This window comes from Flavobacterium frigoris PS1 (genome assembly GCF_000252125.1).
Lineage (GTDB): Bacteria > Bacteroidota > Bacteroidia > Flavobacteriales > Flavobacteriaceae > Flavobacterium > Flavobacterium frigoris_A.
The window spans coordinates 615,268-628,962 of sequence record NZ_AHKF01000018.1; the positions used below are offsets into that span (position 1 = coordinate 615,268).

Consider the following 13,695-nt stretch of genomic DNA (forward strand, 5'->3'; position numbering starts at 1 on the left):
AAATGTATATAATTATTCTTAATAATATTAATAAAATGTAAAACTTTACTTGTTATTTGTTACATAGTGATTTCATTAATTTTCTTATTGTATTGCCCGTAACGTTAGTAAAGGGAGCGTTTTTTTAAATGCGGCCTATTCTTAATTTCAATTTTTGCATTTCCTCACTAACCTTCTTTTGGACCACTTTCCCATAACTTTCTTGTGTTATTGTCATATTGGAATGACCTAGTAATTCTGAAACGATTTCCATTGGTACATCATTGTAAAGTAAAACTGTTGAAGCAAATGTTTTCCTAGCCGTGTGGTGTGTAATCCTTTTATCAATTTTTGTTATTGTTGCAATCTCTTTCAGATAGGCATTGAATTTTTGATTGCTTAAAGCAGGGAATACGTAATTATCTTCTATTAAATATTTATCGATGATTTTTTGTGCTTTTGGCAGTATTGGAATGGAGATTTGACGTTGGGTTTTTTCTCGTTTCATCTGGATCCAATTCATGTTATCAAAGCCAATTTGGATATTTTTTATTTTAAGATGCGCCATTTCATTATAGGCTAATCCTGTGTAGCAGCAGAAAATGAATAAGTCTTGGATAATCCCTAATCTTTGTGGAGTAAACGTAGATTCTTCAATAATTTTGAGTTCTTCTGTGGTAAGGAAAATTACCTCTTTGTGGAACTTTTTAGATTTATAAAGTATAAATGGGTCTCTGTCTAAATAACCTTCTGAAATGGCTTGTTTGATAGGTGTTCTAAGCCTTTGAATAATTTTGTTGATAGTGATTTGCTTTATGCTTTTCTCTGTCTTTAAATAGTAGTCAAAATCATCTAGAAACCTCAAGCTTAATTCCTTTAAAGGATAATCTGATTTTTTAAATTGCCACTTTATGAATGCTTCTAAATGGTATCCAACATAAACGAATTTTTCATAGGTATTTTGTTTTATTTCTATACCAACTAGTTTCTGTATTCGTGAAACGTATTTCCTGTAGCAAGACAATATATATTCTTCCTTTCTAATTGGTATCCCTTTGTATTCATTAAAGATATTATCTAGTTTACATGGTATCCCCTGAAGTTGAAATACTAAAGCGATATTGTAAATTTTCACTTCAATTCGTTCTAATTGAGCATTTATATATTTGTGGTTTGGCTCTAGTATCGTTACTTTTTGAAGTTTGCTTTCCCAATATTTTGGGTTTACAAGAAGCCCAGTATTAAATTGCTTTCGTTTTTTGTTTAATGTTATTCTACAATTTAATGCACATAAGCCTCTTTGATTGGTTTTGGCTGTATTTATTATATACAGTATTGTGATTTTTTCGTTGTGCATTTTTCCAGTGTTTTAAGTTAAAAATGAGGTGTAACTACTCAAATTTAAACTTAAAAGAAACAATAAACAGCTGGTTAGTATGTAAGCCAAAGAATATGAAACAGCATCTGGCATGCCGACAATGTAATTGTCTCTGCTAGTTGTTGTCCGCGCTTAAAACGCATGATATGTTTCCAAAGGTAAGCAGGGAGGTAGTCGGCGTAGATGAGCACCAGAGGGTTGATTTGTTGGAATTATTTTAAAATAACCAAACTCTTTAGAAGATCCCCCTTTTTATAATACCGTCTAGCACCAATACCATAACAAGAAATTTTTCCCTTCTTAGTCCAACTCCAAAGTGTACTGCTGTCAATTTTTAAGAATTCACAGGTTTCGGATCTAGTTAGTAAGGCATCTGATTCATGTATGGCGAGGTTCTTTTTGAAATCTAAGAATTCTTCTATAATAACTTCTTTGATCAATTGCTTTAGTTCATCTGGTGAAATACAGTGTAGTAAAATTTGCTTAGCCATTAAGTATGATTTTAAAATTAATAAAAAGACAATTGAAGTTATGAATTCCTTTTTTTAAATTTTAATTTATACGAGTTAAACTTTTCAGTACCTCATCTTTTTTATAAAAAACTCTATTGCCAATACCATAACTTTTTAGTTTGCCACTTTTTGTATGTTTCCATAGTGTAGTTAAGCTAAATTTTAATAATGTAGCAGTTTCTATCCTAGACAACAAGACTTCTTTATCATCTTTTATTGTTGGAAGTTTTAGTTTTTGAATTGCAATTTCAATTTTTTCCAGTCTCTCTAAAATTATTTCAAAAGGATTTTCCATTTTTACAATTAAATTAATAAAAGTGCTTTTGATAAACAAAATAAATTTAAAGTAAAGAGGTAGGGTAGTATGTGGGAATTAGTATAAATAAAAACTCCGAAGTGAGGACACTTCGGAGAGTTATGGGGTTTAAAGTTGGGCTAAATTAAGAATCTTGACATCAGTTTACAGTTGCACTTGCCACATCCCAACCAATGGTTGCAACATTACTATAATTTTTAACTTTCAATTTGAATTCCTTTTTTGAATTAGGTCCAAAAAAATCATAAATTGTATAACTTTCTCTTGCAATCTCTGACTGAGTTTTGCTATAAAAAACTACCTCAACAATCACATCTTTATAATTAGTTACCGTGGCTTTATTCTCAATAATACCATTAATTTTTAATTGGTCTCCTAAAAAGTTTGGTTTGTATGTACCCGTTGCATTCAAATAAGTAGCCGGTTCTATTGCTTCGATTTCTGCAATAGTAAGCTCACTTTCTCCATTATAAGGGGGAGTATTATATTCTGTTATATAATCTGTAATAGCAACGATTGCTACAATGATTAAAAAGGTAACCACAATTGATTTTGCAATTACTTTTCCCCAACTTGTTTTTTTTGTTTGAGGGATTATTTCTTGTTGTGTTTCTTGAATTGGTTTTGATTGAATTGGTGGAGGTGTGGTAAATGATTTAATGGGTGGTGGAAGCACTGTTAAACTGTTTTTTAATTCATCCACTTCTCCCGCTTTTCTCCAGTCTTCCATGCCTTCACACCATACTTCTGTGTTTTTTGTTATTGCTTTTGTTTTTAATTCGTCTGTATCAAAAGGGCCGATGTTTTCTGTACCATTGTGTAGGTAATATTTCTTCATAAAATGTAATGTTTGTTTAGTAGGTAAGGGGTTTAAATTGCTAATATAAAGTATTGTATTAATTTATCATTTTAACTGATCCACTACATGTGTCTCCTTCCGGAATTCCAGTTAACCATATTTTTAATTCTTTGCTTCTTTTTTGGGTTAATTCGGCCATATACGTATTCCAGCATGTTGGAAAAATACTGCCATAATACCCAGGTTCTTTTTGAGGATATTTCATATTCATTTCGGCATCACGAAATTTGATCCAAATATTTTGCGCGATTTTAAGGTTTTTAATAAATAATAAGTCAGTGCTGTATTCTTTTAAAATCTTTTTATAGGTCGAATTGAGCTCCTTATCTGCTTTTTGAAAATCAGTATTGGCAGTGGCATTTATTTCTAATTGGGTTTGAGCACTGCTCAAGTTAGAGATCAGGAAAAAGGAGGTAAGTATTAAAAATTTTTTCATAAACTGTGACGTTTGTTTTTGTAGTTTGGAATTCAAAATGGTTTAAATTATTTTTTCATTTCCTTAATTATCTTAGTTGTTCTTCGATCTGCATACATACTGTTAAGGGATGTAAAAGCCCAAATGCAAGCAGGGATCCAACCGATTATAGTAATTTGTAATATCAGACAAATAATGCCAGAACCTATTTTACCTTGTAATATCAAGGATAACCATGGTAGAAAAAAAGCTAAAACGTATCTCATGTTTTATTTATTATTGGGATTGGAACGCCTATTTTTTTAAAGCCAACGAAAGAACCTACCTCTTCGAAACATTCAAAGTCAATTTTCAAATCTAAAATTGAGCTTTGGTCATTTAAAGGATAAATAATAAGACAATCAATGATTTCTTTTTCGTCTATATCTAGTTTACTAAATACCTTTTTATCTCTGGCATAGGCACTCAATTGTCTAATGTTATCAATGTCGTATTGACCTTTTTCATTGTATAAGGTTTTGTATTTTGCATCGGCAATACATTTTACACCCTCTTTTGTAATGAGATAATCTGGCAAACCATAGCTAAGCTTGGCTTCTGTTCCGCCATAAAGTGTATGACTACCATAGGTGTCTTTTAATAAACCCAAAACATACAGTTCAAACAATTTACTCATATCAATCCAAAAGGGTGGTGTTTGGATTGTTTTTTGTTGGGTATTGCTAATGTTGTAGCCAAATCGTTTCAGAATAAGTTTAGCTAATTTTATGGCCTCCTCATATTCTTTATAAAAAACATTTGTTTTGGTATGTTTCACATCATGAAGATTTACTTCATCTGTGACAAATTCAAAAGCAGGATTGATATAATTGAATATTTCTGTATTGTATTTTTCGTTCTGAAGGTTTTTAATAGTAGGCAAATACCGCTGAACAAAAACCAAGGCTTTTTTTAGCAATCTGTTTTCTAAACTGTTTAAACCAAATTCATCATAGCTGCAATAGGTGTGGAGTGGTTTGTTTTTGACTAGGTTTTGCTTGATGGTTTGACTGACCAATACTTTGCCTTTTACTTTTGCATACAAATTATTTTCTACTTTGTAGTAGGATTTTTTAACTCCTTTGCGAACGATTTCTTTAACTAGACGCAAATATTGAACAACTAATAACGGACTCAATAAATCTTGTTCTTGCGATATGGGTATAGGTGATTTATCCCATTTAATTTCGAATAGATCATCAGTATGTTTAGCAACTTCAGGGTGTTTTAATGCCGAAAACAACATTTTGAGATAATCCGTTTGTTCTTTAGAATTCTTATTGAGTTTTGGCTCTATGTAAATGGCTTTTTCTTTTTCAATAATCCAGTCTACACCAATAAAGTAACTGTTCGAAATAGCATGTTTTTTATTTACTGCATCAGAATGAATCCTAAAACAATCTACTTTTTCGTTTCTATACTTTCTTGTAAACTGATAAAAGTAATCTTGTTCAAAAGACAATTTGTCTTCAAAATTAAAATCCCTCTTAGAAGCAAGACCATTGTAGTGTTCTTGAATTACTGAAATCATAACTTGCCAATTTCTAATAAAGCATCTTCGCTTAAAATACCATCTTTTACATATTCATTAAGCAATGGTTTTATTTCGAATTCCAATTTTAATTCCAGTTGCTTTTCTGTTTCTACTAAAAAATAACTATGACCTAATTGAACATCTTTGGCTTTAAAATCAGATTGTATGTAAACTGTTTTGTCTCTATCTTCGTTGAATAACACGGCTACTTTATTATATAAACCTTTTGCTTTAGCATTCAAATCAGGATCAGTAACCACATCATCTATAGCTTGGTCTGATGGTAAAATGTCTACAAATGCAAAACGTCGTTTAATCGCATAATCAATATGGCCAACACTCCTGTCGGCTGTGTTCATGGTTCCAATAATGTAAAGATTGGATGGTAAAATGATTTCTCTTTTTCCTTCATACTCATACATACTTTCTACTTGCTCATCTCTATACTCTAAAGCATAAATTAATTCTCCTAAAACAGAAGGAAGATTGGCTCTGTTGATTTCGTCAATAATTAAAACATAATTTTTTAGTTCTTCTTTTTGAGTTGTATTCGCTATAAAGTCTATTTTGTTTTCCTTTAAAAAACCTTTAAACATATCGAGGACTCTTACATAATAGCTCGCATGCCACTTTGCTAAACCTGACAAATTATGATTATGTGTTAAATCCTGTCTTTCAAAATTTTCATCCAAATAAGCTTGTTTTATATCTTTAAAAAGCATGCGATTGCCTCTTTTTGTCCAGCCTTTTACCCCTTTATATCTAAAGGCATCATCATCGATTTCAATAATAACTACAGATTCTGTTAACTCAATTTTTTCCTCAACCTCCAATATTTCAGATACTGAATATATAAATTTGTCAAATTGTTCGTTTAACCATTTTTCTTTTGATAATTCAGTAGATCCTTTTTGACTGTCTATTTTATTTTTTAATGCTTTTTCAGCAATCTCTGCCAGTATTTTGTTTTCGTTTTTAAACAAAACTCCTTCACCATTTTCATTTGGTACGGAAATAATACCTCTGACAAAATCTTCGTAGGTGTATGATGGATGAAATTGAATTAGTTTAAATTGCTCGTTATTATTTAAATCTTTTACATTACCTAAACCTAGCATTTCAACAGCTATATCTTTAGCTGTTTTTGTTTTCCCAGTTCCTGGAGGACCTTGTAAAATGATTTGCTTTTTATATTCGAGTAATTCTATATTTTTTTCAATTTTGGACAACATAGTTTTTAATTTATTTTTTTCTTCAAAAATGATAATATAAACCTCAAATTGTTTTTTTAAATCTTCTAATATCTCATTATATAATTGATCTTCAATAAAATATTTGTCTTCTCTTATTTGGATTATTTGTGTTCTTCCAAAAAGCACATATTCATTCTCTACAGGTTGTATTAACATTTTTTTTTCCCCATAAACAAAACTATAATTTGGTAAGATTGATTGAATTTTGGTTTCGTTATTTAAAAAAGCATTCATGAAAGGACGCATATAATCTATCGAGGAAAACTCGTTTGCATGAGGCACATACTGAGTATTAAACCCTAATCCATAATTTAATTTTAGATTTTCTATATTGAATGCAATATGGTATTGAATCTCGGTACCACCTCCTTCATTTATTGACCAATTTCGATTGGAGTCACTGTCATACACAAACAAAAAACCTTTTTTAGCACTTCTTCCTTTTTTGGATAATTCTTTTCTTTTGTAAATAAAAGTATTACAGAAACCTCCAAGAGATTTATTAATTGAATGTATTAATTCGTCAAAGTCTTTAAATTCCATATTTATAAAGTTCCATTCATTAGTTTAGTATATAAATTATTTATAGTTTCCCCAATGGAGAAAACGGTGTCAGAGACTTTATTTTTGTCTTTTATAAAATCCTCTAAAGTAATTAATCCTGCGTCTGTTGTCACTTGTTGAGCTAAATTAACTCCTGAAAGATGTATCAATTTATTACGTATAGATTGAATAATTTCATCAAGATCTAAAGGTAAATCTACAGGAGATAGTATGCGTGCATGATTTCTTGCTATATCAATTGCAGTGCCGAGACCATTTATTCTCATTACGCTGGGATTTACAACTGTATCTGATGACCAGAAATCAAGTATTTCATTCACATCACGGATTTCTATAAATGGGATACCTCTTTTAATTAATCTTTTAACTCTGACAGTATGATGAGTTGGACCACCATTATTTGGCAAGTATAAACTATGTAATGTTGGCATTGGTTGAGGAAACTCTATTCTAAAACCATTAGTTTCAGGAAATATATTCATATTTTTAATCTCGTAATTAGCTTGTGTTGGAGTGCCATATCGATTAAAATAAGCTGGACTGTCTAAAATATCTTTTAATGTTCCTTCCAATGCAATTGACATTAAAGCTAATGCTGCGGCATTTCTATTATAATTAAATGCTATTATTCCTTGCTGTATATATTGTAATACATAATCAGGGACAATTACAGAAGGAGTATATGTTTTATCCCTTAAGCCAATATTTATTTCTAATTCATTGCCCTCAACTGAAATTTGCCATATCCAAAACCATTTATTACTTTGATTATATTGTATTTTACTATTGTCAGCTAAACTAAAAAAAGAATTATCGATAAAATTAATACTTGAAACACCAATTGCTCCATTTGCAAGCAAAGCAGTAAATAATTCTTCAATTATTCTAATTAATAAATTTTGACCACTTCTATCTGCTGTCCTCTTAATTCGATTTTTAATTATTGTTATTTGATTTTCAATAGAATCAGCTGAAATTGTAAGTTGATTTATTTGACCAATTGTAGCTATTTCTGCTGCTTCTAATATTTTTCTTTTATCATTTATATATAATTCATTTAATCTATTAAAACAGTTTAACAACTCTTCATTATTTATTATTGGAAATGATTTCATATGCTATCTTCCTCCTTTCCTAAATAGTTAAAAGCATTATTCAATTTACTTTCAATTTCGGCTAGCTTATTTAAAGTATTATTGTATTCTGATGTAATATAATTAAATTCTTGAATTGTTTTTTCTTGAATATCAAAATTTGGAATGGGTATAATTAATTGTTCAAAACTTTTTAAATTTAAGGAAGGAATAACTGATCCACTACTTTGATCATAAAATTGTTCTTGAACTATTTTACTATTTAAGATTATAGCTAAATATTCAGGAAGCACCAAGTTATTATTTACCTTAATACCTATTATATGCCGATTAATTGACATACCATTAAATTCAGTGGATACTATTGCTGCTTTCCCTCTATTAGGACCAATTGCATTAACTAAAATGTCCTGGGTTTCAATTTTTATATTTTTGTTTGGTATTATATTTTTTGAAGTATAAGAAAAAGAATCTTTTATAATTCTCATTTTTCTTATTGAAGCTGGTCCTATATATGGTATATCACCTTTTTCATCATCAGATACCAATGCACTTCCTCTATAAATATCTAAAGTCAATTCTTTTATTGGTATATAAAGATACCCCTTACTTAAATTATTATGATAAATATTATCTCTAAATAAATATTTTGAAAAATGTAAATTCTCGACATCTAATTCTTTAACTACAAAACCAGATTTAGATTTTGTAAAATCTTCATTTAATTTGAATTTGTTGTGATTTGCTAAAATTTCATTAAGTTGTTTTGATTTTTTAGAATCTAGTAAATACTCTTTTGGACTTTCTTCAATTGCTGCAAAAAAAGTGTTTTGATTTACTCTACTTGATGTTTTAACAAATGTTATTAAGCTTGTTTTAACTAAGGAATAAGGTTTAAATGTGTCTTGTGGTAGGCTAATAATTGATTCAATAATACTTTCTCTAAGGAAGTATTTTCGGACTTTTAACAATTGATTAGATGATAAAAAATTATCGGCTACAATTACCATTATTTTACCATTTTCTCTAACAGCTTTCAATGCTGTTTCGATAAAAATGGAAGTACTATCTTTTATTCCATTATGAAATAATTCACTATCAAATGCATTAGAAATTTTTTGATTGAAGGGAGGTACAATTAAAATGTCATTTGCTAAATTTTCAATTAAAAAATCGGTTCTTCCATTTATTAATAGGGGTTCAAATATAATTTCAACTTCTTTTCCTAAAAATAGTAATTGTTGAATTTTAATCCAATAGTAGTCATTTTGGTTTGTATAGTATGATACTACTTTCTCATTATTGTTAAGATAAACAGATGAAGTAATTGTGCCATTTCTTGCAAACAAATCAATAATATTATCTTCTGGTAGTGGATTTAAAATTTTCATCATAAAATCACTTAACCACCTAGGAACACTTAAGTCATTTGAATTACGTAAAAAAAGATTGTCTATATATTCAATAACGGTTAATTTATTATTGGACAAATTAATAGTATCTAATCTTTCAATTGCTTGATTTAAGATTTCTTCGGATGAATGTTTCCTTGTATATTGTTGATTTATTTGACTCTGGCTAAAAAGGGATTGATAAATTCTTCTTATATCAAAATCCACATCAGTTTCTTTTTTTAACTTAGTATATATTACTAAAGATGTGTCATACAAATGATTTCCTGTTATAGGGAAATTACGAAGAAACTCAAAAATATGGTTGAGTACAATGTTAAGGAATTCATTTTCAGTATTTTTAATTATATTAAAATCACTAAACTTTACTTCTTCTATTTTTTCAGGTCTTCCGCCAAAGCCCGTTTTCATCCATAAATAATTAGTGCCATTAGTTAAAATAAAATATTCTGCATCAACTTCTTGAGCTTCCCTTTGAATTTTCCTTGTTAGTGGATGATATTCAATATCGACAATTGTCTCAAAATTAAAAATTTGCGGGTTTTTAACTTCTATTGCAATAAAAACACTTTTTTCTTTTTTAACAACAACATCTATTCTTTTACCTGATGAAATAGAATATTCAAAATATATACTTTCTGGAGGATAGCCTAATTTTTCTAAGTATTTCTTTACTTGGTAGGATCTTTGTAATTCAATATCCATAATGTTTTTTTATTGTTTAATACTCACCCTTTGTTTCCGCCACCATTCCTAACACCTCATTATTGGTGTATTCCTCAACCTTCAATTCCCCCTTAAACGCTTTCTGACTCAAAACTGCATACATATTCTCTAATTCTTTCAAACTAGCTTGGTATTCGCCTTTTAAAGTTTCTACTTTTTTAACTATAATAGCAAATCGGGTTTGGAGTTCGAGAGGAGGAAGTATAATATTGAATTTTTTTATCATCTCAAATGTAAATGATTCTCTAGTTCCTCCAGTTGAAGCACCAATGCAAACTTTTTGAAAATGATTCTCAGCGATTTGATATTCTAAAAATCTAGGATTTAATTTTTCTTTTATTGTTCTAATAATACAAACATGTTGATTTACATTAGCATTATCATCTTCTCCATAATATGTTGCTATTCTTCCAATTGAAGCCCCAGTAATATTAAGAAGAACATCTTCGTTTTTAATCCAAGTTCTTTTCATTTTATTATGTATTTCATCCGAAATACAATAGATATCAGAATAATCTAAAAAATTCATTCTTACATTTTGACTTCTAATAAAGAATTTACCTTTTCTTTGGTATACTTCTTTTCCACCTAAAGGCGTTGATCCACTACTAATCTTAATTGAATAATTTTGTAAATAATCTTGTTTCCATCCCTTCTCATTCCTAACAGGATCCCCAAACATTTCCAAAAAAGTACTCTTCAACAATTCATCCAAAAGCAAAATACTTTCTTTGCGTTGTGTGATTAAGTTTTCGGCTTGGCTTAGTATTTCTGCAATACGGATTTGGTCATCTAAAGAAGGAAGTGATATTCTAAATCTCGAAAGGTCGTCTTTATTAAATCCAGCTTGTGCTGCTCGAGCACCTATAGATAATATGAAATTTTGAAAAACAGGACTTTTTAGAACAGATTGCAAGAATTTTTTAGTCAGTAAATTTTCATTAGGAATAGTTTTTATTAAAGCCACATTGTAAGCTCCTTCTAATCCTGTTACTATTTTACCAATAGAAGCACCATATCTAGCTATCAAGATATCATCTTCTTGACATTTATTAACTTTTTTACTATCTTTTACATATTCAATGTGTTGAGCTTTTCCTTGAGTAAAATCTCTAATTTGTAACATTCTTACATAGCCATTTTTTGGCTCGTTTATCCATTCACTTTTTGGTGGTTGGGTTCCTCCTTGAAAGTCACAAACTTCAGTTAATTTGTATTCTTTCATTACACTAATTCTTTAAGTTCACTAATCCCTTTCAAAATAGTAGCTTCCATATATTCTAATTTCTCAAAAATAACTTTGGGATTTTCGTAGCTTACTTCTTCGTACACTTCTTTTTTGTATTTGCTTAAGCTCAAATCATAGCCATTTTCTATAATTTCTTGTTTGGGTATAGCAAAGTGAAAGCCTTCTCTTTCGGCTTCGGTACTAGCTTTTGTGGGTCTGTTATGGTATTGTGCAATAATATCTTGCAAATCGCTTTTGTCAATTTTGTTGCGTTTGTCGTCTAGGGTGTAGCCGTCGTTTTGCATTTCATAAAACCATACATTTTCGGTTTCGCTTCCTTTGGTAAACAACAATATAGCGGTACTTACGCCTGCATAAGGTTTAAAAACACCACTTGGCATGGTAATTACGGCTTTTAGTTCGCTTTTTTCTACCATTATTTTTCGGGCTTCTACAAAGGCTTTTCCGCTCCCAAACAATACGCCTTGAGGTACAACAACGGCGGCTGTTCCTCCCATTTTGAGCATGGTGTAGATGCGTTCTATAAAAAGTAATTCGGTTTTAGTCGTGCCTAGTTGTAAACTTTCGTTTATGTCGCCTTTGTCAATATTGCCCGTAAAGGGTGGGTTAGCAAGGATAATATCAAATTGTGCGTCTTCGTTATACGACTTGCTCAGGGTGTCTTTGTAATCAATATTGGGTTGGTCTATGCCGTGCATCATCAGGTTCATCAATCCCAAACGCACCATGGTGGTATCAATATCATAACCAAATAGTGAGTCTTCTACAATGTGTTTTAAATCTTCGTTTAAAGTTGCAGAGACTGTGGCACGCATAAAACCATCTTCGTCGGCTTGCAAAGCGGCTGGGTTTTCTCTTTTAACCAAGTCGGTTAAAATGTATTGATAAGCACCAAGCAAGAAACCTGCAGTACCACAAGCGGGGTCGGCAATTCTTTGTCCTAATTGCGGTTGCACCAAATCATTCATCAATTTTATAATGTGGCGAGGCGTTCTAAACTGTCCGTTTTTACCCGCACTGGCAATAGCACCCAACAGCATTTCGTACACATCACCTTGTATGTCTTGAAAAGCATGGCCACCATCAACGGCATCTTTTTCTATTTCTACAAAAATCTCTTCAATAATTTTTATGGCTTCTACCAATAGTGAAGGCTTTGGCATAATAAAAACCGCATTAGCCATGGCGTGGGTAAACTTAGAACCGCCTTCAAAAGCTTTCAAAAAAGGAAAAACTTTGGTTTGCACGTGTAGCAACATGGCTTCGGCAGGCATGCGCTTGAAGTTGCGCCAACGCAAATCTTGTTTGTCTATTTCTTCAATACTGCCCGGTACTTTGTACATACCTACAAATTTTGAGGTGTAGGGTTCTCCTGTAAATTCGGCATCGCGTTCGCGTTTGGCTTCTAGATCGTCCATTTGTTTCATAAAAAGCAAATAGGTAATTTGCTCGATGGCCGTCAGTGGGTTGCTGATACCACCACTCCAGAAGTTATTCCAAAGGCGGTCAATAAGCGATTTTAATGCGGAGTTATTTTGTAACATGGTATTATTTAAGTTTTTTAATATTTTTATTTCCCACCAATGAATTCATTTGGGTAATCGCCATTTTGTTCAATTGCATCAAGCGTTCTTTTTGGTCTAATCCCTGATGAATTAAAACCGAATTGATGCTTTCCATATTTGAGAGCACAACCAGTTGTTCGATAGTGGCTAGATCTCTAATGTTTCCATCTGCATCTGGGTTGGTTTCGCGCCATTCTTTTGCAGTAATACCAAACAAGGCAACGTTGAGCAAATCGGCTTCATTGGCGTAGACAAAGGTAATTTGGTTTTTTTGAAGTTCCTTCGGAATTAAATTTTCTTTAATGGCATCCGTATGAATTTTGTAATTTATTTTGGATAAGGTGCGTTGTAAATTCCATTCGAGTTGTAAGTGGTCGTTTTCAACCGCTTTGAGGCGTTGAAACTCTTTGATTAAATAAATCTTAAATTCTGGACTAATCCACATTCCAAATTCAAAGGCAATATCAGAATGCGCATAAGTACCTCCGTATCTTCCTGTGGTGGCTTTAAGTCCAATTGCATTTGTTTTGGCGACCCAATCTTTTACACTCAACTTATAGCTATTCAAACCGGCTTGACTTTTAATTATGGCGAATTCGCCATAATTAAAATCGGGATTATAAACACTTTCCCAAATTCCTAAATATTCAATAGTATTTCTGTTTCTTAACCAATCTGAAATAAAAAATTCACCATCTTTGGCTTTAAGCATATCAGTAAGCGATATAAATTCACCAGTTTTATTTTGTAAAATAGTTATCGAAGCTCCTTTTACATTGATTGTTTTACTTTTCGCCATT

Annotated in this window: 13 protein-coding genes; all 13 read right to left on the reverse strand. The window is 31.0% G+C overall.

The genetic code is table 11. The features are described from left to right. Positions 1-124: 124 nt before the first annotated feature. Positions 125-1,336 carry a site-specific integrase gene (locus HJ01_RS11410; protein WP_007138574.1) on the reverse strand — a complete coding sequence of 404 codons (1,212 nt, stop codon included), beginning with the start codon at positions 1,334-1,336 and terminating at the stop codon, positions 125-127. Positions 1,337-1,569: 233 nt separating this feature from the next. Next, positions 1,570-1,848: a helix-turn-helix domain-containing protein gene (locus HJ01_RS11415; protein WP_007138575.1), complete on the reverse strand. Its 279-nt coding sequence runs from the start codon at positions 1,846-1,848 to the stop codon at positions 1,570-1,572. A gap of 61 nt (positions 1,849-1,909) precedes the next feature. Further along, entirely contained in the window at positions 1,910-2,164 is a 255-nt protein-coding gene (locus tag HJ01_RS11420) for a helix-turn-helix domain-containing protein (RefSeq protein WP_040473871.1), read from the reverse strand. A 160-nt stretch (positions 2,165-2,324) separates the two neighbouring features. Further along, the gene (locus tag HJ01_RS11425; protein WP_007138577.1) at positions 2,325-3,023 is read right to left on the reverse strand and encodes a DUF4339 domain-containing protein; all 699 of its coding nucleotides are present in this window, start codon (positions 3,021-3,023) and stop codon (positions 2,325-2,327) included. A gap of 58 nt (positions 3,024-3,081) precedes the next feature. Continuing rightward, positions 3,082-3,480 carry a lysozyme inhibitor LprI family protein gene (locus HJ01_RS11430; protein ID WP_040473872.1) on the reverse strand — a complete coding sequence of 133 codons (399 nt, stop codon included), beginning with the start codon at positions 3,478-3,480 and terminating at the stop codon, positions 3,082-3,084. 47 nt (positions 3,481-3,527) lie between these two features. After that, the gene (locus tag HJ01_RS11435) at positions 3,528-3,725 is read right to left on the reverse strand and encodes a YqaE/Pmp3 family membrane protein (RefSeq protein WP_007138579.1); all 198 of its coding nucleotides are present in this window, start codon (positions 3,723-3,725) and stop codon (positions 3,528-3,530) included. Further along, complete coding sequence (locus HJ01_RS11440) at positions 3,722-5,029, reverse strand: 5-methylcytosine restriction system specificity protein McrC (RefSeq protein WP_007138580.1); 1,308 nt, start codon at positions 5,027-5,029, stop codon at positions 3,722-3,724. The genes HJ01_RS11435 and HJ01_RS11440 overlap by 4 nt, the downstream gene beginning before the upstream one ends. Beyond that, on the reverse strand, positions 5,026-6,828 hold the full coding sequence (locus HJ01_RS11445; RefSeq protein WP_007138581.1) for an AAA family ATPase: 1,803 nt from the start codon (positions 6,826-6,828) through the stop codon (positions 5,026-5,028). Before HJ01_RS11445 ends, HJ01_RS11440 begins: the two co-directional genes overlap by 4 nt. 2 nt (positions 6,829-6,830) lie before the next feature. After that, positions 6,831-7,964, reverse strand: a complete 1,134-nt coding sequence (locus HJ01_RS11450; RefSeq protein ID WP_007138582.1) for a hypothetical protein — start codon at positions 7,962-7,964, stop codon at positions 6,831-6,833. Beyond that, a complete protein-coding gene (locus tag HJ01_RS11455; protein ID WP_007138583.1) occupies positions 7,961-10,060 on the reverse strand; it encodes an N-6 DNA methylase in 2,100 nt (699 codons plus the stop codon). The genes HJ01_RS11450 and HJ01_RS11455 overlap by 4 nt, the downstream gene beginning before the upstream one ends. Positions 10,061-10,076: 16 nt before the next feature. Further along, positions 10,077-11,306, reverse strand: coding sequence for a restriction endonuclease subunit S (locus HJ01_RS17165; protein ID WP_007138584.1), 1,230 nt, complete (start codon positions 11,304-11,306; stop codon positions 10,077-10,079). Beyond that, positions 11,306-12,874 carry a type I restriction-modification system subunit M gene (locus HJ01_RS11465; RefSeq protein WP_007138585.1) on the reverse strand — a complete coding sequence of 523 codons (1,569 nt, stop codon included), beginning with the start codon at positions 12,872-12,874 and terminating at the stop codon, positions 11,306-11,308. The genes HJ01_RS17165 and HJ01_RS11465 overlap by 1 nt, the downstream gene beginning before the upstream one ends. A gap of 4 nt (positions 12,875-12,878) precedes the next feature. Further along, entirely contained in the window at positions 12,879-13,694 is an 816-nt protein-coding gene (locus tag HJ01_RS11470; protein ID WP_007138586.1) for a KilA-N domain-containing protein, read from the reverse strand. Between the last annotated feature and the right edge of the window lies 1 nt (position 13,695).